Genomic DNA, 20,742 nt, shown 5'->3' with positions numbered 1-20,742 from the left:
ACAAAGGTTAGCGTCCATGTCATCAAGCTGTCAAGATATTTCGATATTCTTTGAACTGTCGTATCGTTGTGCCATAATCAGGCCACACCTTTAAAGAAAGCCGCACCATGGAAACGAAAGCCGTATTGACCGCCTTAGGGGCACTGTCGCAAGAGTCCAGGCTCAACACCTTCCGGCTACTGGTCCAGACCGGCCCGCAAGGCCTGGCAGCAAGCAAGATCGGTGAACAGTTGGATATTGCCCCATCCTCGCTGTCGTTCCACCTGAAAGAGCTGACCAATGCGGGCTTGATCGAGCCGCGACAGGAAGGCCGCTTCATTATCTACAGCGCCAACTTTGACACCATGAACGGCGTGCTTTCCTTCTTGACCGACAACTGCTGCGGCGGACAAAGCTGCGCCCCATCCTCCACCATCAAATCCTGCAAACCATGAACGTCCTGATCCTCTGCACCGGCAACTCCTGCCGCTCCATCCTCGGCGAAGCCACCTTCAACCACCTCGCTCCAGCTGGCTGGCATGCAATCAGCGCAGGCAGCAAGCCTGCAGGTTACGTCCACCCACGTTCGCTGGCATTGCTGGAGCGCGAAGGCATCTCAACCAAGGGCTATCACAGCAAGTCCTGGGACAGCCTGCCGGTCACCCCGGACATCGTGATCACCGTCTGTGGCAGCGCCGCAGGCGAAACCTGCCCGGCCTACCTTGGCCCAGTCATGCGCGCCCATTGGGGGGTTGAAGACCCGGCACACGCGACCGGCACCGACGAAGAAATCGACGCCGCGTTCATGAAGGCATACCGCATCCTGCGCCACCGCATCGAAACCTTCTTCGCACTGCCGCTGGAGGAACTGAAGAAGGATCCGGTACGCATGAAAGCGGAGCTGGAACGCATTGGGAAGGTGCAGCCATGACGTTCTCTCGGCGCCTGGTCGCCGAGGCACTCGGCACAGCCATGCTGTTGGCGGTGGTGGTCGGTTCCGGCATCATGGCCGAACGCCTTGCGGGCGGCAATGTGGCCATCGCCCTGCTGGCCAACACGATTGCGACCGGTGCAGGACTCGTGGCCCTGATCCTGATGTTCGGCACCATCTCCGGCGCGCACTTCAATCCCGTCGTGACGTTGTCGGAGGCCTGGCAGCGCAATGTTCCCGCGGCTGAAGTCCTGCCTTACATCGCGGTGCAGCTAGCCGGTGCATTCGCAGGCGTGGCGGCAGCTCACGGCATGTTCGGTGAAGCGCTGTTCTTCGCGTCCGAACATGTACGCTCTGGTCCCGCGCAATGGTGGAGCGAATTTATCGCCACGTTCGGCCTGATCGGCGTGATTATCGGCTGCTCCCGCAGCCGCCCCGCCGTCACGCCGTTTGCCGTGGCCGCGTACATCACTGCCGCTTACTGGTTCACGTCCTCGACGTCGTTCGCCAATCCTGCCGTGACGCTGGCCCGCGCAGCAAGCAACACCTTCGCCGGCATTCGCCCCGCCGATGCGCCTGGCTTCATCCTGGCTCAGTTGGCGGGCATGGTCGCAGCCACTGCATTGTTTTGCTGGCTCTACCCAGCCCCGCCCGCCGATGCCACCGTTGGCGGTACTGTAGCACCCGGCGATTTTGCAGACTCTCTCGAAAAGCACTGACGCATGAACATCCCTGAACTTCCGAACATCAAAGCAGAGCTTCTCGACGCTCCCAGCCTGGACAAGTTGGCGCCGCAAGGTGACATGAACCATCCGCCGCGCATCCTGATGCTATACGGCTCGTTGCGCGAGCGCTCATTCAGCCGGTTCCTGACCTTCGAAGCCGCGCGCATCCTCGAACACTTCGGCGCCGAAGTCAGAATCTTCGATCCGATGGAACTGCCGATGGTTGGCAGCGTGCCCGAAACGCACCCCAAAGTGGTAGAACTGAGGGAGCTTTGCCTTTGGTCGGAAGGCCAGGTCTGGTGCAGCCCTGAGAGGCACGGCGCAATCACTGCCGTGATGAAGAACCAGATCGACTGGATACCGCTGGAACAAGGAGCTGTGCGTCCAAGCCAGGGGCGCACGCTGGCTGTCATGCAGGTGTGTGGCGGCTCGCAGTCGTTCAATGTGGTGAACACGCTGCGCCTGCTCGGCCGCTGGATGCGCATGTTCACGATCCCGAACCAGTCGTCCGTGCCAATGGCTTACAAGGAGTTCGACGATGCGGGTAGGATGCGCCCGTCCGCCTACTACGACCGGGTCGTCGATGTGATGGAAGAACTGTTCAAGCTTACATTACTGATGCGCGGACGAAGCGATTACCTGACCGACCGTTACAGCGAACGAAACGAACGGGCGCGAGCCGCCATCAATCGCCAGATCGAAAGGCTCTGAGTTTTCAGGGTTCTCCTCGCGCTGCCGGGCCATGGGCAGCATAGTGGGCATCGATATCATCAGCAAGCGACTCCGGATACGTAAACACTACCTTCGAGGGGTCGTATGGCATGTTGATGGTAAGCGAGTGCCTGGTCTGCTGGAGGCAGGCCATGACATTCTTTCGCTCGTCCTTGGGGAAAATGCCCCAATGCGCTTGATCGCCAAGTCCCGATTTGACAGGGAGGGTTTTTCGCGCCGCCTCATTGAGCTCCGCGTCGGATGGCAGGTGATGACTGCGCCAGTCCAGTATCGAAAACACAGGATCTACGCTTTTCCCGAGATCGATAAACCCCACCAACGCCAGGAAGGCCCTGTATTTGCTGGGCAAGTCCAGCGTAAACACCGAGCCGACAGGTGCGCTACATCGGATCTTCTTCGGCTTGGGCTTTGATACCTTGATCTGCCGGGGCTCTGGTTGCTTAGACAGCAGCCTCGCCTCCAGGGTGCGCAGTACTTTTCGTCGTGCCGAAACTTCACCTGGCGCGTCGCGCTCCCAAACAGATATGTCGCCACCCTGGCCGATCAGATCAAGTGCGCGAGCCCTGATATGTTCGTGGAGGCGTCCATACTTCCATGCTGTATCCGCCAATGCGAAATACACGAGGCACATGACCTCGCGGTCGTCGGCCAGATCGGCATAACCGTGCAGTATTTGCTCATAGGCTTCCGTGTCGGATCGCCCCAACTTCAGATTTTCGATGTATGCATCGCGCACTTCGCATGTCGTGTCATCCGAATATAGCGCAGGGCCCCAGGCACCCATAGTCATTCCTCAACAGTTAATCCTCAGTACTCTGAATCCTTGAAGGTGTCGTATTTCTCAAAATGAAAGACGGCTTCAACGATATCGTGCAGTGGAGCCTTCGCGTCCCTCTCAAGCCGATCTCCAGCGGGAAGCATGTCATCGACTGCATTTCTCAGCGCAATAAATCCATGATAGGTTTTCGCCAATTTGCGTCCCTCAGTTTGAAAGATCCTGCTGCGCGGCACGCGGCAACTACGCATCCTTAAAGGTGTCGTATTCAAGATAGTAGAACATGGCATCGACAATCTCCGCCGTCGATGCCAGGGGGGAGTGCTGAAGTTTGTTACTGACCACGGCACGAACCATCGGTGCCTCCAGCCATTCGACGTAGCCTTTCCCTGCCAACTGCTCCGGAATATATCCGCCCTCTTCATCCATGCACTCTTCCATCTCCATGCTCGGAATGACTACGAACTCGGCATCCATAATTGTTTTGCGGTCGATCTTTGGCTTTGTGTAAAGCCCACCGGAATCGGGAAAGTTCTCAACACCACTTACCAGTGCCGCAAATCCTTTGAATGCCTGCATTGTGCTTCCTCCTGCGCAAATTTGGACGAAGAAAAAGAAAAAGCCCTCGATCGCTCGAGGGCTTTTTCAGTGTTCTGGCGGAGAGGGTGGGATTCGAACCCACGGTAGGGGGACACCCTACGCCTGATTTCGAGTCAGGTACATTCGACCACTCTGCCACCTCTCCAGGTACTGCATTTAACGGTGGTCGCCGTTGAGAGCCAAGATTATAGCAGCCCTTCCGAAAAAAGGAAGGGCTATTTTCAACTTTATGCGACGAGCTTCGTCAGGCCGCCCATATAAGGCTGCAGCACGGCTGGAATATCCACGGAACCGTCGGCCTGCTGGTAGTTTTCCAGCACGGCGACCAGGGTGCGGCCCACTGCCAAGCCGGAGCCATTCAAGGTGTGCAGCAGTTCCGGCTTGCCTTGCGCGTTGCGGAAGCGGGCCTGCATGCGGCGCGCCTGGAAGGCTTCGCAGTTCGACAGCGAAGAAATTTCACGGTAGGTGTTCTGCGCCGGCAGCCACACTTCCAGGTCGTAGGTCTTGGCGGCGCCAAAGCCCATGTCGCCGGTGCACAGCTGCATTACGCGGTATGGCAGGCCCAGGGCCTGCAGGATGGTTTCGGCGTGTCCGACCATTTCTTCCAGCGCTTCGTACGACTTATCCGGATGCACGACCTGGACCAGTTCAACCTTGTCGAACTGGTGCTGGCGAATCATGCCCTTGGTGTCGCGGCCTGCCGAACCGGCTTCCGAACGGAAGCATGGAGTGTGGGCGGTGACCTTGATCGGCAGCGTTTCGACTGCCACGATCTCGTCGCGCACCATATTGGTCAACGACACTTCGGAGGTCGGGATCAGGTAGAAGTTCTGGCCTTCGCCTTCGGCGCCGCCCTTCTTCACCGAGAACAGGTCCGCTTCGAACTTCGGCAGTTGGCCGGTGCCCAGGAGCGATTCCGCGTTGACCATGTACGGGGTGTAGCACTCGGTGTAGCCGTGCTTGTCGGTGTGGGTGTCCAGCATGAACTGCGCCAGCGCGCGGTGCATGCGAGCGATGCCGCCTTTCATGACGCTGAAGCGGGAGCCGGTCAGTTTGACGGCGGTTTCGAAATCCAGGCCCAGTGCCGCGCCTACGTCTGCGTGGTCTTTGACTTCAAAGTCGAAGCTGCGCGGAGTGCCGAATTTGCGGACTTCCACGTTGGCCGTTTCATCGGCACCGGCCGGCACGGATTCGTGCGGCAGGTTCGGTACAGCCTGCAGGAATGCATTCATCTTGGCCAGCACTTCGGCCAGCTTGCTTTCGTTGGCCTTCAGTTCTTCGGGCAGGCTGGCTGCTTCGGCCATCACGGCGGAGGCATCTTCCCCTTTGCCCTTCAACATGCCGATCTGTTTGGCCAGCGAATTGCGCTTGCTTTGCAGTTCTTCGGTGCGCATCTGGATGGCTTTGCGTTCGCCTTCCAGGGCATTGAAGCCGGCTACGTCGAGCTGGAACTTGCGGGTCGCCAGTTTGGCGGCGACAGTATCAATGTCTTTACGGAGAAGTTGGATGTCAATCATGTTTTGCTGCCGCTACGAGGTTTAATCGAAAGGGGCAATTGTACCAAGATGACAGCACAACAACCGAGTTTTACGCCCTCCGGCGTTGTGCTGTCAGATCAGTGCTGCCTTTTCGGCTGCAGTCAGGCGCTTGGCGGCCACCACCACGGTTGGAATGCTGGTATCCACCTTGGCAACAACCGGGTCGGCGGCAACGTGCAGGACCGGAGTGGTGGCGGTTGCAAAGCTGGTGACGGTGGCCAGGGCGGCTGCAATAACGAAGATCGCTTCCATGTGTTTCAGGGCTTTCATGATGTTCTCCTTCAGGTCAGTGTTGAACTACTTCCGTGCTTCCATGGTTACACTGTACCTAAAGCCTCCCTGCCCTGCCTTGCACTTGCGACGAAGCGCAAAAAACACGGGATGAAATGCAAATTTCAGACCGTACGGCCCTGCTCAAGCCATCCCTTCACGGCACTGTTGAACGCTTCCGGCTGCTCGCGCATGACCCAGTGGCCGCTACGGAAGGCAATCACGCGGCTGTCCGGCTTGGATTGCACGGCCGCCTCGAAACTGCGCGTATGGAACGGGAACGGTTTGCGCTTGCCGTAGATGTACAGCATGGGCCAGCGCAGCTTGAATGGCAGCGTCCCTGCGGCAGGCGTGGCGGCGCGCAGCCAGGTAATTGCGTGCGGCAATTGCAGGCGGTCGCAAGCATCGCGCGCCGCCCGGCTGGTGCTGCTGGATGCCTTCAGGCGGCGGTGCGCAAAGGCCAGGCGCAAGCGGGTTTTCCAGTCCAGCGAGGCACGGTAAGTCATCTGGCTGGAGCCGCCGATGCCGACGCTGATCACCCGGCTCACCAGTTCGGGATAGCGCAGCGCGAACTGGTAGCCGAACACGCAGCCCCAGTCGCTCAGCATCAGGATCACGGGGCGGCCGCCATTCACGGCTTGGACCGTATCGGCGTAGAGTTTTGCGACTTCATCGATCGTATGGCTGCCCTTGGCGCCTTGGCTGGGGAAGCTGAACCGCACACAGCGATAGCTCGAAGAAAAGGCAGCGACCTGGGCATCCCACAGGCTGCGGTCATACGGCCACCCATGAATCATCATGATGGCTTCCTCTCCCACACCATCCACATGGACGGTCACTCCATCGACTGTCAGACGCTGCGACATCCCGCCCTCCGTTAAAATATTTACAACATCCTAACGTTGGACAATAGAAATGTAAACGCTTCGCTTAAGGGTTCCGCTTATGAAGGCAATAGGAATTGCAGCCGGGAATCTGTCTTGGCAGGTGTGAAGCCGGTCAGTTCCACCTCCACCAGCCCGTTTGCAACGAACGGGTCTAGCGCCAGCCGCTCACGCACGGCGCCCTCTTCCAGCCCATGCACCAGGATGCCGCCGCCCGCCTGCCCCAGCAGGTTGCCCGCCGCGAGGAATACGCCATCGTCAAAACCCGCCTGCAACCAATCCTTGTGTGCGGCCATCCAATGCGCGGCCTGTTCGCGGCTGCCGGTCAGTTTGAGCGATACAACAAACATGATTCCTCCTTTAGTTGGAAATGGCGTGCAGCCATTTGTGTAGTTGCGAAACCTCGTGCTGGATAAATGCTCCGTCGTCGAAGGCGTTGGCGAGCGTGGCAATGCCCTGGCTGCGTGCCAGCAGGTGCATGGCCAGGCCATCGGCATCGGCCGCAGCCTTCCTGCCCAGCTGCGCGAATTGCGCGCGCAGCCATTCGCGAAATAGCGTGAACAGGATATTCGCCTGGGGCAGCGCAGGATGTTCAAGCTTGGCCAGTTCGGTGCACAGCGTGCCGACCGGGCAGCCATTGCGGCGGATCGATGGCGCGTTCATCGCCATCATGTCGATGAAGCGGCCGATGCGCGCCGCCGGCTGCGTGGAGTCCGCGGCCCAGGCATCGAGCATGGCTTGCGTCTTCTGCCGGCGCAATTCGATCACGGCCGCCAGGATCTCGTCCTTCGTCTTGAAGTGATAGTAGAAATTGCCGCGTGAGAGCTCGACCGCCGCCGCGATGTCGGCGAAGCTGGTGTGGCCGTAGCCGCGCTCATAGAACAGCCGGTCGGCCGTTTCGACAATGCGTTCGCGGGTGCTGATTGCCTGCTTGTTCATGCCGACAAGAGTAGGACAGTCGTCCTACGATGTCAAGAATTTAAGCCATCGTTACGATCCGTGAGAATATTGCCTCTTTTTTAGGCCAATAATGACGTAGGATTTTTCCTACGCCCGCCACGAAAGGAGTTGAAATGCAACTTTCGCAGCCGACAGTTGGCCCTATCGTGGGCTATACCAGCGAAGCCGAGTCACGCATCTGGTTACGCGGAGACTTGAAACTGGACAATGGCCAGCCACGGCGTTGCTTCGGTGCGGTGCGCTATCGCAAGCCGGGAGCCAAGCAATGGTCCGACCCGATTTTCAACAAACTCGAGCCACATTTCGACATGACCGGCGTATTTGCGCTGAAGGGCCTGGCGCGGAATACGCCGTATGAATACCAGGCAGGATGGTTCTTTGCCGAGAGTGAACTGACCGATGTGGCCCGCATGGATGGCGCTCTCTTCCAATGGCCCGATGCCCGCGTCTTCAATAGCGGAAGCCAAGCCGCCAACCACGCGCGGTCATATATCGTCGGGTCTTGCCGTTACGTGTTGCGCCTGTTCGGGGGCGCCATCTTTGACAGCCGGGGCGACAAATGTTTCAGAAGCATTCTGTCGCAGATTGACGACGCCAAACAGCCTCAACCTGTCGATGCCTTGTTGATGATAGGTGACCAGATTTACGCCGACGATAAGAGTTTCCTCGATCCAGCAAGCGCAATCGACGATTTCCTGGACCGGTACCGGACCGCATTTTCACAGGACTCGATTCGTGAACTGATGTCGCGTGTACCAACCTACATGATTCTGGACGATCATGAAATCGAAAACAACTGGCCAAGCAATGCCTCGCCCAGTGACCGGATCAACCTTTATCCGCACGCCATCCACGCTTACCAGATATACCAGTGCAGCCATAGCCCGCTGTTCGAATCCAATGCTGAAGGGCGCATAGAAGGTACGCCAACACACTTCTGGTACACCTTCCAGGACGGTTGCGTCGATTGGTTCGTGATGGATGTTCGTACTGAGCGAATCCCGACACCGACGGCAAATCGCCGAATGATCAAGGATGAGCAGATGAAGGCGCTTCTTGACTGGCTTTCCGACGGGTCGGGCCGCAACAAGTTCATTGTCACGTCGGTGCCTTTTATCCCCGACATGAAATCGGACAGGAACGACAAATGGGATGGTTTCGTACCGGACCGGGACCGCATCTTGCAGCACATCGAGAAGAACAGCATACGCCGGGTAGCTTTCGTCTCTGGCGACGTTCACTGTTCTTTTACCTGCCAGCTACAGCTGTCGCCCACATTGAAGATAAGCCAGATTGTCTCTTCCTCGTTCTACTGGCCTTACCCGCACATGGAAGAAAACCAGTTCGACTTTTCTGGATTCCAGACCGCAGGACCTGGCAACTACCAGATCAAGCGAACCTCGCCGGTTTATTCGGACGACAACTTCGCGCGCATGGAGGCATCGCCGGGCACCGTCAACATCACTTACTTCGGCCGCAAAGGCGACAAACTAGGTAAAACCATCACCCTTGCGCTCTAGACCGGCCACTTAACCCTTGCGGGCTTCTTCGTCCAGTTTCCGCAGGAAGGCCAGCTTGTCGGCAATCTTGGATTCCAGGCCGCGTGGAACCGGCTGGTACCAGCCCGGTTCCGCCATGCCATCCGGCAGGTAGGTTTCGCCGGCGGCATAGGCGTCCGGCTCGTCGTGGGCGTAGCGGTATTCGTGGCCGTAGCCCAGCTCCTTCATCAACTTGGTCGGCGCATTGCGCAGGTGGACCGGCACTTCGCGCGATTTGTCGCGGCGCACGAAGGCCATGGCGGCGTTATAGGCGTTGTAGCCGGCATTGCTCTTGGCCGCAACCGCCAGGTAAATCACGGCCTGCGCCAGCGCCAGTTCCCCTTCCGGAGAGCCGAGCCGCTCATAGGTTTCGGCGGCGTCGTTGACCATGGTCAGGGCGCGCGGGTCAGCCAGGCCGATGTCTTCCCACGCCATGCGCACGATGCGGCGCGCCAGGTAGCGCGGATCGGCCCCGCCGTCGATCATGCGGCAGAACCAGTACAAGGCGCCGTCCGGGTTTGAGCCGCGCACAGACTTGTGCAGGGCCGATATCTGGTCGTAGAAATTGTCGCCGCCCTTGTCGAAGCGGCGCGCATTCAAGGTCAGCGCGTTTTGCACGAATTCGCCGGTGACCTTGCTGGTGCGCGCGGTGGCGGCAGCGGTCTTGGTCTGCTCCAGCAGGTTCAGGAAGCGGCGCGCATCGCCGTCGGCGTAGCCGATCAGGGTATCGATCGCCAGCTCGTCGAAGTCCAGGTCCGGCATGGAGCGTTCGCGGGCGCGGGCCAGCAGCTGGCGCATCTCTTCTTCGGTCAGCGCCTTCAGTACATAGACCTGGGCGCGCGACAGCAGTGCGGAGTTGACTTCGAACGAGGGGTTTTCGGTGGTGGCGCCGATCAGGGTGACCAGGCCGGATTCGACATACGGCAGCAGCGCATCCTGCTGCGCCTTGTTGAAGCGGTGGATTTCGTCGATGAACAGGATGGTCTGCTTGCCATTGGCGACGAATTGCTCCGCCTGTTCGATGGCGGCGCGGATGTCCTTGACCCCGCCCAGCACGGCCGAAATGGCGATGAACTCGCAGTCGAAGGCGCGCGCCGACAAGCGCGCCAGCGTGGTCTTGCCCACGCCCGGCGGCCCCCACAGGATCATCGAATGCGGCTTGCCGGACTTGAACAGCAGGTTCAAAGGCTTGCCCTCGCCCAGCAAATGGCTCTGGCCGATCACGTCCGCAACGGTATGCGGGCGCAGCGCTTCGGCCAGCGGCGGGGTGGGTTCCGGGGCGAACAGGTCTTGCGTCATCATGCCTTAATTGTTGATGACGTCCGCGCCCTTGGGCATGACAAATTTAAAGGACGTTGCATTCAGCGCTGGATTTTTTTCAAACTTCTTGAACGACAGGATGGAAGTCTGGCCGAAGCTGTCTTTCAGTTCCATCGCTTCCGGCACGCCGTTTTTCAGGCCGATCTGGATCTGCTCGAAGCTGGCATCCTTGGCTTTGGGCGTGGCTTTCAGCCATTCGAGTCCATCGCGCGAACCCGCCTCGGCCAGGGCAAAGTTCTTTTCCAGGTCGTTGGAGCCGAACAGGATGGCGGCTGGCGAGGAACCCAAAGCGTCGCCCAGCTTGCGCACGGTAACCTGGTTCAGGTCCTTGTCGAAAATATACAGCTGCTCGCCGTCGGCCTGCAGCACCTGGTCGTAAGGCTTGGTGTAGGTCCAGATGAACTTGCCCGGGCGGGCAAAGGTGAAGCTGCCGGAGGACAGCTTGTCCTTGCTGCCCTGCGCCACGACCTTTTGCGTGAATTCGCCCCTGGCTGCCTTGGTGCTGGCAACGAAAGACTTGAACTGGTCCAGCGCCGCAGCGCTGGCGGAACCTGCGAACAGCAGGCCGGCGGCCAGGGCCGCCATCAACTTGGTGTACTTCATAAGAATCCTTATTCCGCCGATGCGGTAGGTGCGATGATTTCGCGGTTGCCGTTCGACTGCATGGCCGATACAACGCCGCTGTTTTCCATCTGTTCCAACAGGCGTGCCGCCCGGTTGTAGCCGATGCGCAGGTGGCGCTGCACCAGCGAGATCGATGCCTTGCGGTGCTTCAGCACGACTTGCACGGCCTGGTCGTACATCGGATCGGCCTCGCTGTCTCCGCCGCCGCCAGCACCGGCCGCGGCGCCGTCGCCGCCGCCTTCTTCCAGCGTGCCGCCTTCCAGGATACCCTCGATGTAATTCGGCTCGCCCTGGGCTTTCAGATGCTTCACGACGCGGTGCACTTCATCGTCCGACACGAAGGCGCCGTGCACGCGGATCGGCAAGCCGGTACCCGGCGGCATGTACAGCATGTCGCCCATGCCCAGCAGGGTTTCGGCGCCCATCTGGTCCAGAATGGTGCGCGAGTCGATCTTGGACGATACCTGGAACGCAATGCGCGTCGGGATATTGGCCTTGATCAGGCCCGTGATCACGTCTACAGATGGGCGCTGGGTTGCCAGAATCAAGTGCAGGCCTGCCGCACGCGCTTTCTGCGCGATGCGGGCGATCAGCTCTTCCACCTTCTTGCCAACCACCATCATCAGGTCGGCCAGCTCGTCGATGATGATGACGATGGTTGGCAGTTTTTCCAGCGGTTCCGGCGCGTCCGGCGTGATCGAGAACGGATTCGGGATCTTCTCTTCGCGTTTCTCGGCCTCGGCAATCTTGGCATTGTAGCCGGCCAGGTTACGCACGCCCAGCTTCGACATCAGCTTGTAGCGGCGCTCCATCTCGTTCACCGCCCAGTTCAGGGCGTGGCCGGCCTGGCGCATATCTGTCACCACCGGCGCCAGCAGGTGCGGAATGCCTTCGTACACCGACATTTCCAGCATCTTCGGGTCGATCAGGATCATGCGCACGTCGTGCGGGTCGGCCTTGTACAAGAGCGACAGGATGGTGGCGTTGATGCCCACCGACTTGCCGGAACCGGTGGTACCGGCCACCAGCAGGTGCGGCATCTTGGCCAGGTCGGCCACCACCGGCTTGCCGGCGATATCCTTGCCCAGCGCCACGGTCAGCGGCGAATGGTTGTCGTTATAGACCTTGGAGCCGAGGATCTCGGTCAGGCGCACGATCTGGCGCTTGGGATTCGGCAGCTCCAGCGCCATGTAGTTCTTGCCCGGGATGGTTTCCACCACGCGGATCGAGGTCAGGGACAGCGAACGCGCCAGGTCGCGCGCCAGGTTGACGATCTGGCTGCCCTTCACGCCGGTGGCAGGCTCGATTTCGTAGCGGGTCACGACCGGACCCGGATAGGCGGCTACCACCTTGGCTTCCACGCCAAAGTCGGACAGTTTTTTCTCGATCAGGCGGCTGGTGAATTCCAGCGTTTCCACGGCCACGGTTTCCTGCTGCGGCGGCGCATCGTCCAGCAGCGACAACGGCGGCAGCGTGGTGTTCTCGATTTCCTGGAACAGGGTGCCCTGCTTTTCCTTGATCACGCGCTCGGACTGCACCACCTGGGTGATCTGCGGCTCGATCTTGACGATAGGCGCCGGCGGCGCATCCGGGGGCAAGTCGGCCGGCTTCGGATGCTTCTCCTCGTGCTTGACGCGTTCCTTGACCACTTTTTCTTCGCGCTTGACCACGGCCACGTCGCCCTGGCGGCGATCCTCGCGGTCTTCCATGCGGGCGCGGACCCAGTCGATGCCCATCTCGATGACTTCACCGATCTTCTCGGCCACCGACATCCACGATACGTGGAAGAACAGGCTGAAACCGGTGCCGAACAACAGCAGCAACAGCAGCGTGGCGCCGGTAAAGCCCAGGCCCACGTGCGCGCCGTGTCCGATCAGTTCACCCAGCACGCCGCCCGGAGCGCGCGGCAACTGCACTTTCAGCGTGTAGAGGCGCAGGAACTCCAGGCCCATCGAACCCACCAGCATCAGGCCGAAACCGATCACGCGGATCAGGCCTTCCTGCTTGTGTTCAGGATCTTCGTCCTTCTCCAGCACGAACTTACGGGTCAGGCGGCGATAGCCCTGCCACACCACGCGCAGCATGTAGACGCACCACCACCAGGCTGAGAAGCCGAAGATGAACAGCATCAAATCGGACAGCCAGGCGCCGCCGCGCCCGCCCAGGTTGAACACCGTGGGCACCACATTATTGTGCGACCAGCCCGGATCCAGCCGGTTGTAGCTGGCCAGGATCAGGATGAAATAAACGCAGACGACAAACAGCGCGAAAAAGCGGGCCTCCGACAGCAGTCGCACCAGCCGATTGGGTAAGGGCTGGCGTTCGGTGACATTGCGAGTGTAACCAGAAGAAGTCTCCTGGCTCTTTTGACTCTTCTTACTCATTGCTTGGAGGCAAAAATTCCATAATTGCGCTTATTCTAAGGCATATCAAGGTAAAACGGCCCCACGGTACATGTGAAATGCACGCTTCGCATATAATTTCGGTTTGCTTGGGGCCGGACTTGTCGCATTCCTGTCCGCACCCATATACCAGACACTCCAACTAGGTAAAGAATCCGCATATGACTACTACCAAACACGCCAAAGTCCTGATTCTCGGCTCCGGTCCAGCAGGCTACAGCGCCGCGATTTACGCCGCGCGCGCCAACCTGAATCCGATGCTGGTGACCGGCGTCGAGCAAGGCGGCCAGCTGATGACCACCACCGACGTGGAAAACTGGCCGGCCGACCCGATGGGCGTCCAGGGTCCGGACCTGATGCAGCGCTTCCTGCAGCACGCCGAGCGCTTCAAGACCGAAATCGTGTTTGACCACATCCACACCACCCACCTGAACGAAAAGCCGATCCGCCTGGTGGGCGACAGCAACACCTACACCTGCGACACCCTGATCATCGCCACCGGCGCCTCGGCCCAGTACCTGGGCCTGCCGACCGAGCAGGAATTCATGGGCCGCGGCGTGTCCGCCTGCGCCACCTGCGACGGTTTCTTCTACCGCGGCCAGGAAGTGGCCGTGGTTGGCGGCGGCAATACCGCCGTTGAAGAAGCCCTGTACCTGTCGAACATCGCCACCAAGGTCACCCTGGTGCACCGCCGCGAGAAGTTCCGCGCCGAGCCTATCCTGGTGGACCGCCTGATGGCCAAGGTCGCCGAAGGCAAGATCGAGCTGAAGCTGAACTCCACCCTGCACGAAGTGAAGGGCGACCAGTCCGGCGTCAACGCCATCACCATCAAGCACAATGACGGCGGCTTGTCCGACGTGGCAGTGCACGGCCTGTTCATCGCCATCGGCCACAAGCCGAACACCGGCATTTTCGAAGGCCAGCTGGAAATGAAGGATGGCTATATCAAGACCCGCACCGGCACCGAAGGCATGGCCACCGCCACCTCCGTGCCAGGCGTATTTGCAGCCGGCGACGTGCAAGACCACATCTACCGCCAGGCCATCACTTCCGCCGGCACCGGCTGCATGGCCGCGCTGGACGCGCAACGCTACCTGGAAGCGCAAGAGTGAAAAGCTTCGCCGACCTGAAGGGACTGGGCAAGCAGCTCAAGGAGCAGGAAGAGCAGCGCGCGGCCGAGCAGAAGGAGCGCGCCAGGCAGGAAAAGGCCGCGGCCGCCGCTGCCAACGTGTTCCAGTCCTCCATGGCCGGCGTGCAGAAGATGAAGCCGTCCGACCGCTACGTGCCGCCGCCCGCCAAGGGCCCGGCCGCGGCGGGCCGCCCTGCCCCATCCGGCCCGCGCAAGCAGCAGACGGCCGAGGAGCAGGCGGCGGACGACGCAGCCGTGCTGCGCGAGTCGATGCTGTCGGATATGTTCGACGTCGACCATTACATGGAAGAAGATCCCTCGCTGAACTACAGCGCGCCCGGCATCGGCCCGGACGTGATGAAGAAGATGCGCAAGGGCCATTGGCCGGTACAGGATGAACTGGACCTGCACGGCAAGCGCCGCGACGAGGCGCGCCAGGCGGTGGACGATTTCCTCCTCAAGGCCAAACGCCGCAACTACCGCTGCGTGTGCGTGATCTACGGCCGCGGCTTCGGTTCGCGCGGCGGCGAGCCGGTGCTGAAATCCATGGTCCACTCCTGGCTGGTGCAGACCGACGGCGTAATCGCCTTCTGCCAGGCCCGCGCCGAAGAAGGCGGCGAAGGCGCCATCATGGTGCTGCTGCGCTCCGCCCTCGCGCCCCAGCGCTGACCGGCCTCCTTTCGCCGCGGCGGCGCCACGGCATGCGTGGCTTGCAGGTTCTGCTATCAGGATGCTAATCTGCGCCTCATGAAAATAGTCCCCGCCGTTTCCCTGATCACCATCATTGAGGTCGTAGCAATCCTGGTTGGGGCATTCTCCGGCTTCATCGAAGCGCGCCGCAAGCGCATGGACATTGTCGGCGTGTTCATCGTCGCCTTCATTACCGCCTTCGGCGGCGGTACCGTACGCGACATCCTGCTCGACAAGCGTCCGCTGTTCTGGGTAGCGCACCAGGAATATACGATCCTGCTGTTCGTGGTGGCACTGGTGGCGGCGCCTTTCGTCAAGCATATCCGCCATATCGTTTCCGAACGGCTGATCGTGATAGCCGACGCGGTGGGCCTCGGCCTGTTCGCGGTTGCCAGCGTGGCCCAAGCGCTTGCGGCCGACATGCCGATTTTCGTCGCCGTGATGATGGGCGTGGTAACGGGCATTTTCGGCGGCGTGCTGCGCGACATCATCTGTAACGAGGTGCCGATGGTCTTCCGCGATGGAAAACCGTACGCGATCTGCGCCTTCTTCGGCTGCTGGTTCTATATCGCGCTGCAATATACCCAGGTTTCGGACGACGTCGCCCTGTGGTCCAGTGCCGGCCTGATCACCGTGATGCGCCTGCTGGCCTGGCGCTTTGACCTGAAGATCAGCCGGCCGTAGGGCTATCGCCAACAGACTTTCAATTGGAAAGTTAAAACTTACCATCAAGTAACAACTGATACAATTGCGCAACTTTCTTGATGCGCTTGCCTGTCCGTGTTTACCTTTGATGTCGCTACTGCAACGAGCCTGGTCGGCTTCCTGTCGATCCTGATTGCCTGCGCCTTCCGGGGCTTGCACGGCCGCTCCCTGGCGGGCACGCCCGGCGGCCAGTGGGCCCTTTCCGCCCTGGCCGGCGGTGTCGCAGCGCTGCTTGTTGCCAATTCCGCCACACTCCCCGGCTACATTGGAACCGTCGCCGACAACGCCTTGTCCGTCGTCAGCCTGGTGTTCATTCATCGCGGCACGGCAATGCTGGTCGGCGCACGCTACAGCGACCGTTATTACGCCCTGTGCGTCGGTGCGGCCGCCGCAGCGTTCGCCTGGTTCAGTTACGGCCAGCCGAGCGTGCAGGCCCGGATCGGGCTGGTGTCTGCCTGCCGCGCCGCCTTTTACTGCGCGACCTTGCTGATGCTGGTCAGGCGGCCCGGCCTGCCGGCCGGCACCCGCTACCTGGTCGACATCCTGGCGCTGGCCACCATCTGGAGCGTGGTGCGTCTAGGCACTGCCCTCCTTTCAGGCGAGCACGTCGACAATTTTCTGGACGGCGGCTCCTCGTTTGCAGTCATGGTCTCGGTGGGCGGCATCCTGCATCTGCTGGTGAACGCCTTCCAGTTCCGGCTGGAGAGCGAAAAGATCCGCGACGAGCTTGCGGCCCACGCCGGCCGCCTGCAGGACAAGCGCAACAAACTGAAGGCCGTGGTCGCCGAACGCACCGCGGAACTGACCCGGCAAGCGACCACCGACAGCATGACCGGCATCGCCAATCGCCGTCACTTCATGGAGCGCGGCAACGACGAAATCGAACGGGCCCGCCGCTACCACCTGCCGCTCACGCTGCTGTTGCTCGATATCGACCACTTCAAGCAGATTAACGACCGCTTCGGTCATGCGGCAGGCGACAAGCTGCTGCAAGTCATTGCCCAGGCCTGCCAGTCCAATGCCCGCAACGTCGACCTGCCCGGCCGCCTCGGCGGCGAAGAATTTGCCTTGCTGATGCCTGAAACCAGCGCCATTGCGGCCCGGCTTGCGGCCGAGCGCCTGCGGCGTGCCATCAGCGCCATCCCGCCCGCGCTGTCCGGCGTGCCGCACCAGGTGACCGCCAGCTTCGGCATCGCCGCACTCAAGTCGCATGATGCCTCGATGGACAGCCTGGTGGTTCGGGCCGACGCTGCCCTGTATCGCGCCAAGAACGGCGGCCGCAACCGGGTGGAGGCAGTTTGAATACCCTGCACATCGGAACTTGCCAACTGACCCTCGGCATTGCCTGCCTGGCACTCGGCATAGCCTTCATCGGCCTGCACGCGGTACGCGATGGCCGTTCCGCCGGGTCCAACTGGAGCCTGGCGGCGATCTGCCAGGGCCTGGCATGGATACTGGCCGGCATGCGCGGCGACTTGCCTGTGGCGCTGACGGTGGTGCTGCCCAATGTGCTGGCCGCCGCCAACGCCATGCTGCTGCTGCGCGGCGCCGTGCGCTATATGCCTGCCCCGCCGCCATGCCTGCTCAAGCCCCAGCCTTGGCTCGCATTCCTGCTGGCGGCCGCCGTCCTTTGCGCCTCGACCGGCCATGCAAGCGACCACGCGCGCCTGGTTCTCGCGGCGGCGATACGCATTCCATTGCTGCTGGCAGCCATCGCGCTCCTTTCGCGTCATGCGCCGCGCAATGGCCGCGCCATGCTGTGCGCGCTGTTTGGCATCGACACTGCATGGCAGCTGTTTGCCGCCCTGGCCGTCCAGGGCGGAGACGTCGTTGCCGGCGAGCTGTTGCGCGGGGCCCTGGCCATCCTCGTTATCGCAGCCCAGTTCCGCATCGAGAGCGACAATGCACGCGCTTCGCTCGAGGCCCTGGCCGCAGCGCTGGAAATGGAAAGCCTGCAACTGGAAAAAACGATCGAGGACCGCAACCGTGAACTGCACGAGATCGCGACCACCGATTTCCTGACCGGCATCGCCAACCGGCGCCAGTTCATGGCGCGCACGGAAATGGAAATCGAACGCTCGCGGCGCTATGGGCACAAGCTCTCGCTGCTGATGATCGACATCGATCACTTCAAGGCAATCAACGACAGCTTTGGCCACCCCACCGGCGACCAGGCGATCATCGCCATCGGACACCATTGCGCCACCGCCTGCAGGCGCAGCGACCTGGCGGCCCGCCTGGGCGGCGAGGAATTTGCAATCGTGCTCCCATCGACAGGAATCAGCGAAGCGCAGATCGTGGCGGAGCGCCTGCTCACCGGCACCAGGGCGCTGCTGCTTATGCATGAGGGCCGGGCCGTGCCGCTCAAGCTGAGCATCGGCATTGCCTGCCTGGAGGCGGGAGACAGCGGGCCGGACACGCTGCTGGCGCGTGCCGACCAGGCTTTGTACGCGGCCAAGCACGCAGGCCGCGATTGCGTGCAGGTCGTTAGATCTGCGGCCTGATCAAACCGCGTCAGCGCCGGTTTCGCCGGTACGGATGCGTATCACCTGCTCGATGTTCTGCACGAAGATCTTGCCGTCGCCGATCTTGCCGGTGCGGGCCGCCTTGATGATCGCATCGACAGCGGTATCGACCACGCTGTCGTCCACCACCACTTCCACTTTCACCTTCGGCAGGAAATCGACCACGTATTCCGCGCCGCGATACAGCTCGGTGTGGCCCTTCTGGCGGCCAAAGCCTTTTACCTCGGTCACGGTCAGGCCGGTCACGTTCACTTCGGCCAGCGATTCGCGTACCTCGTCCAGCTTGAATGGCTTGATGATGGCGGTAATTTGCTTCATTGCGTTCTCCTTATAGTGGTTTTAAGCGTCAGGCACGGTCTTCAGGTTTTCCAGCCAGGCTGCAGCCTCCGAGTCGCTTGGCGCGCGCCAGTCGCCGCGCGGCGACAGCGAGCCGCCCGATCCGACTTTCGGCGCGTTCGGCACGCAGGTGCGCTTGAACTGGGAGGTCTGGAAGAAGCGCTTGAGGAAGATGCCCAGGTTGTGTTTAATGTCTTTCAATTCGTACTGGTTGCGCACCACGTGCTCGTCTTCCGGCCACAACCCTGCGTCGCGGTCGCGCCAGGCGTGGTAAGCCAGGAAGGCTACCTTGGCCGGCGAGAAACCGAAGCGCAGCGTGTAGTACAGGTTGAAGTCCTGCAGCTCGTAGGGGCCGATCACGTTCTGCGTGATCTGCGCCGGTGCTTCGTCGTCGGCCTTGCCAGGCACCAGCTCCGGACTGATTTCGGTATTCACCACTGCCAGCAGCACGCTTGAATTGACGTCGCCAAACTGCTTGCTCTCGGCCACCCAGCGCACCAGGTGGGTGATCAGGGTCTTGGGCACGCTGGCATTCACGTTGTAATGCGACATATGGTCGCCCACGCCGTAGGTGCACCAGCCCAGCGCCAGCTCGCTCAGGTCGCCGGTGCCGATCACGATGCCGTTATGGTGGTTCGCCATGCGGAACAAGTGGTTGGTGCGTTCGCCGGCCTGCACGTTCTCGAAGGTGATGTCGTATTGTTCCTTGCCCTCGCTGTACGGGTGGCCCAGGTCCTTCAGCATCTGGATGCAGCTTGGCCTGATGTCGACTTCCATCGCAGTGCAGCCGACGAACTGCATCAGCGCCCTCGCCTGGTCCAGCGTGCGGCTGCTGGTGGCAAAGCCCGGCATCGTGGCCGCGATGATATTGGTGCGCGGCAGGCCGAGGTGGTCCATGGCCTTGGCACAGACCAGCAGCGCGTGGGTTGAATCCAGGCCGCCCGACACGCCGATCACCACCTTCCTGATGCCGGACGAGGACAGGCGCTGCACCAGCGCGCTGACCTGGATGTGATAGACCTCGTTGCAACGCTTGTCGCGCAGTTGCGGGTTGGACGGCACGTAAGGGAAGCGCGCCACATTGCGCTCCAGCGGCAGCACGCGCTGCGACGGCAGCTCGACCGGAAAGCGCGCGGTGCGGAACTGCGCCACTTCGGCCTTATGGCGGCGGGTCGAATGGCCGAACGTGGTGGTGCGCATGCGTTCGCGCGACAGGCGCTCCAGGTCGACGTCGGCAAAGATGATGTGCGATTCTTCGGCGAAGCGCTCGGACTCGGCCAGCATTTCGCCGTTCTCGCAGATCAGCGCCTGGCCATCCCAGGCCAGGTCGGTGGTCGACTCGCCGCGGCCTGCCGAAGAATACAGGTAAGCCGCAATGCAGCGCGCCGATTGCTGGCCGACCAGCTGGCGGCGGTAATCGGCCTTGCCGACGAGGATATTGGAAGCGGACAGGTTGACCAGCACGGTCGCCCCGGCCAATGCGGCAAAGGACGACGGCGGAATCGGGACCCAGACGTCCTCGCAGATCTCGATATGGAATTTGAACAGCGGCAGGTTTTCAAGCTCGAACAGCTGGTTGGCTCCGAAAGGCACCTGCTGGCCGAGCAGCGAGATTTCGGTGGAAATCGCCTCATCGGCCGCGCTGAACTGGCGCGCCTCGTAGAATTCGCCGTAATTCGGCAAATAGGACTTCGGCACCACGCCGCGAATCACGCCGCCCGACACCACGACCGCGCAATTGAACAGCTGATGGTCGATGCGCAGCGGCGCGCCCACGACCATCGCCGTCGGAATGCGGCTCGAAGCCTCGACCACGGAAGCCAGCGCCTGCAGCGCCCCGTCCAGCAACGCGCGCTGGTGGAACAGATCATCGCAAGAGTAGGCAGACAGGCCCAGCTCCGGGAAAGCCACGAGGACCGCGCCCTTCGCCGCCGCCTCCTCCGCCAAGGCGATCGTCTGCGCCGCATTGAACTGCGGATCAGCCACCCGGCAGCGCGGCACGCCAACCGCCACACGGGCAAAGTCATGGTTGTACAAATTATGGAAGAAATGCGGCATATCTCGGCAAGGCAAAGGTGA

The 20,742-nt window shown here is 61.2% G+C and carries 22 protein-coding genes and 1 tRNA gene; 10 read left to right on the top strand and 13 right to left on the bottom strand.

Annotated features, from left to right (window positions below; genetic code table 11):
* Nucleotides 1-107 precede the first annotated feature (107 nt).
* From ACN9MY_RS12895 to arsH, 4 genes are read left to right on the top strand one after another with little or no spacing between them, the layout of a single operon-like run.
* Nucleotides 108-434 carry an ArsR/SmtB family transcription factor gene (locus ACN9MY_RS12895; RefSeq protein WP_426337431.1) on the top strand — a complete coding sequence of 109 codons (327 nt, stop codon included), beginning with the start codon at nt 108-110 and terminating at the stop codon, nt 432-434.
* Nucleotides 431-910, top strand: coding sequence for an arsenate reductase ArsC (locus ACN9MY_RS12890; RefSeq protein ID WP_426171154.1), 480 nt, complete (start codon nt 431-433; stop codon nt 908-910). Before ACN9MY_RS12895 ends, ACN9MY_RS12890 begins: the two co-directional genes overlap by 4 nt.
* Nucleotides 907-1,629, top strand: a complete 723-nt coding sequence (locus ACN9MY_RS12885) for an aquaporin (RefSeq protein ID WP_426337430.1) — start codon at nt 907-909, stop codon at nt 1,627-1,629. Before ACN9MY_RS12890 ends, ACN9MY_RS12885 begins: the two co-directional genes overlap by 4 nt.
* A 3-nt stretch (nt 1,630-1,632) precedes the next feature.
* Nucleotides 1,633-2,346: an arsenical resistance protein ArsH gene (arsH, locus tag ACN9MY_RS12880; RefSeq protein ID WP_426337429.1), complete on the top strand. Its 714-nt coding sequence runs from the start codon at nt 1,633-1,635 to the stop codon at nt 2,344-2,346.
* Nucleotides 2,347-2,350: 4 nt separating this feature from the next.
* Here arsH and ACN9MY_RS12875 read toward each other — a convergent pair whose 3' ends face one another.
* From ACN9MY_RS12875 to ACN9MY_RS12840, 8 genes are all read right to left on the bottom strand, one after another.
* The gene (locus tag ACN9MY_RS12875; RefSeq protein ID WP_426171150.1) at nt 2,351-3,151 is read right to left on the bottom strand and encodes a hypothetical protein; all 801 of its coding nucleotides are present in this window, start codon (nt 3,149-3,151) and stop codon (nt 2,351-2,353) included.
* 234 nt (nt 3,152-3,385) lie between these two features.
* Nucleotides 3,386-3,721, bottom strand: coding sequence for a DUF7716 domain-containing protein (locus ACN9MY_RS12870; RefSeq protein WP_426322801.1), 336 nt, complete (start codon nt 3,719-3,721; stop codon nt 3,386-3,388).
* Between the two features lie 75 nt (nt 3,722-3,796).
* Nucleotides 3,797-3,887, bottom strand: a tRNA-Ser gene (locus ACN9MY_RS12865).
* Between the two features lie 82 nt (nt 3,888-3,969).
* Nucleotides 3,970-5,259: a serine--tRNA ligase gene (gene serS, locus ACN9MY_RS12860; RefSeq protein ID WP_426322799.1), complete on the bottom strand. Its 1,290-nt coding sequence runs from the start codon at nt 5,257-5,259 to the stop codon at nt 3,970-3,972.
* A gap of 93 nt (nt 5,260-5,352) precedes the next feature.
* Nucleotides 5,353-5,550, bottom strand: a complete 198-nt coding sequence (locus ACN9MY_RS12855; protein ID WP_426171144.1) for a hypothetical protein — start codon at nt 5,548-5,550, stop codon at nt 5,353-5,355.
* Between the two features lie 125 nt (nt 5,551-5,675).
* Entirely contained in the window at nt 5,676-6,416 is a 741-nt protein-coding gene (locus ACN9MY_RS12850; RefSeq protein WP_426337428.1) for an alpha/beta fold hydrolase, read from the bottom strand.
* 77 nt (nt 6,417-6,493) lie between these two features.
* Complete coding sequence (locus ACN9MY_RS12845; protein WP_426171141.1) at nt 6,494-6,784, bottom strand: YciI family protein; 291 nt, start codon at nt 6,782-6,784, stop codon at nt 6,494-6,496.
* 10 nt (nt 6,785-6,794) lie between these two features.
* Nucleotides 6,795-7,373: a TetR/AcrR family transcriptional regulator gene (locus ACN9MY_RS12840; protein WP_426337427.1), complete on the bottom strand. Its 579-nt coding sequence runs from the start codon at nt 7,371-7,373 to the stop codon at nt 6,795-6,797.
* Between the two features lie 134 nt (nt 7,374-7,507).
* Here ACN9MY_RS12840 and ACN9MY_RS12835 point away from each other — a divergent pair, with 134 nt between their 5' ends.
* Complete coding sequence (locus ACN9MY_RS12835) at nt 7,508-8,914, top strand: alkaline phosphatase D family protein (RefSeq protein ID WP_426322792.1); 1,407 nt, start codon at nt 7,508-7,510, stop codon at nt 8,912-8,914.
* Nucleotides 8,915-8,923: 9 nt separating this feature from the next.
* Here the strand turns inward: ACN9MY_RS12835 and ACN9MY_RS12830 are convergent, their stop codons facing one another.
* Genes ACN9MY_RS12830 through ACN9MY_RS12820 form a run of 3 tightly spaced genes read right to left on the bottom strand, consistent with a single transcriptional unit; the run spans nt 8,924 to nt 13,260 of the window.
* Nucleotides 8,924-10,234, bottom strand: coding sequence for a replication-associated recombination protein A (locus ACN9MY_RS12830; RefSeq protein ID WP_426322790.1), 1,311 nt, complete (start codon nt 10,232-10,234; stop codon nt 8,924-8,926).
* Nucleotides 10,235-10,237: 3 nt separating this feature from the next.
* Nucleotides 10,238-10,855: an outer membrane lipoprotein chaperone LolA gene (lolA, locus tag ACN9MY_RS12825; protein WP_426322788.1), complete on the bottom strand. Its 618-nt coding sequence runs from the start codon at nt 10,853-10,855 to the stop codon at nt 10,238-10,240.
* 8 nt (nt 10,856-10,863) lie between these two features.
* Entirely contained in the window at nt 10,864-13,260 is a 2,397-nt protein-coding gene (locus ACN9MY_RS12820; RefSeq protein ID WP_426171134.1) for a DNA translocase FtsK, read from the bottom strand.
* Between the two features lie 179 nt (nt 13,261-13,439).
* Between ACN9MY_RS12820 and trxB the strand changes: the two genes are divergently transcribed.
* The 5 genes from trxB to ACN9MY_RS12795 all read left to right on the top strand — a co-directional run bounded on the left by trxB (nt 13,440) and on the right by ACN9MY_RS12795 (nt 18,306).
* On the top strand, nt 13,440-14,390 hold the full coding sequence (gene trxB, locus ACN9MY_RS12815; RefSeq protein ID WP_426171133.1) for a thioredoxin-disulfide reductase: 951 nt from the start codon (nt 13,440-13,442) through the stop codon (nt 14,388-14,390).
* Nucleotides 14,387-15,076: a Smr/MutS family protein gene (locus tag ACN9MY_RS12810; RefSeq protein WP_426337426.1), complete on the top strand. Its 690-nt coding sequence runs from the start codon at nt 14,387-14,389 to the stop codon at nt 15,074-15,076. The genes trxB and ACN9MY_RS12810 overlap by 4 nt, the downstream gene beginning before the upstream one ends.
* A 78-nt stretch (nt 15,077-15,154) precedes the next feature.
* Entirely contained in the window at nt 15,155-15,781 is a 627-nt protein-coding gene (locus tag ACN9MY_RS12805) for a trimeric intracellular cation channel family protein (protein ID WP_426171129.1), read from the top strand.
* Between the two features lie 96 nt (nt 15,782-15,877).
* Nucleotides 15,878-17,104, top strand: coding sequence for a GGDEF domain-containing protein (locus ACN9MY_RS12800; protein ID WP_426337425.1), 1,227 nt, complete (start codon nt 15,878-15,880; stop codon nt 17,102-17,104).
* Nucleotides 17,101-18,306: a GGDEF domain-containing protein gene (locus tag ACN9MY_RS12795; RefSeq protein WP_426337424.1), complete on the top strand. Its 1,206-nt coding sequence runs from the start codon at nt 17,101-17,103 to the stop codon at nt 18,304-18,306. The genes ACN9MY_RS12800 and ACN9MY_RS12795 overlap by 4 nt, the downstream gene beginning before the upstream one ends.
* Here ACN9MY_RS12795 and ACN9MY_RS12790 read toward each other — a convergent pair whose 3' ends face one another.
* Together ACN9MY_RS12790 and ACN9MY_RS12785 are read right to left on the bottom strand one after the other, a co-directional pair.
* Nucleotides 18,307-18,645, bottom strand: a complete 339-nt coding sequence (locus ACN9MY_RS12790; protein ID WP_028103924.1) for a P-II family nitrogen regulator — start codon at nt 18,643-18,645, stop codon at nt 18,307-18,309.
* A 21-nt stretch (nt 18,646-18,666) separates the two neighbouring features.
* Nucleotides 18,667-20,721 carry an NAD(+) synthase gene (locus ACN9MY_RS12785; RefSeq protein ID WP_426337423.1) on the bottom strand — a complete coding sequence of 685 codons (2,055 nt, stop codon included), beginning with the start codon at nt 20,719-20,721 and terminating at the stop codon, nt 18,667-18,669.
* Nucleotides 20,722-20,742 lie beyond the last annotated feature (21 nt).

This window comes from Pseudoduganella sp. R-31 (genome assembly GCF_049913235.1).
GTDB lineage: Bacteria > Pseudomonadota > Gammaproteobacteria > Burkholderiales > Burkholderiaceae_D > Rugamonas.
Note: the sequence above shows the minus strand (reverse complement) of the source record. Positions and strands in the feature narration are given on the sequence as shown.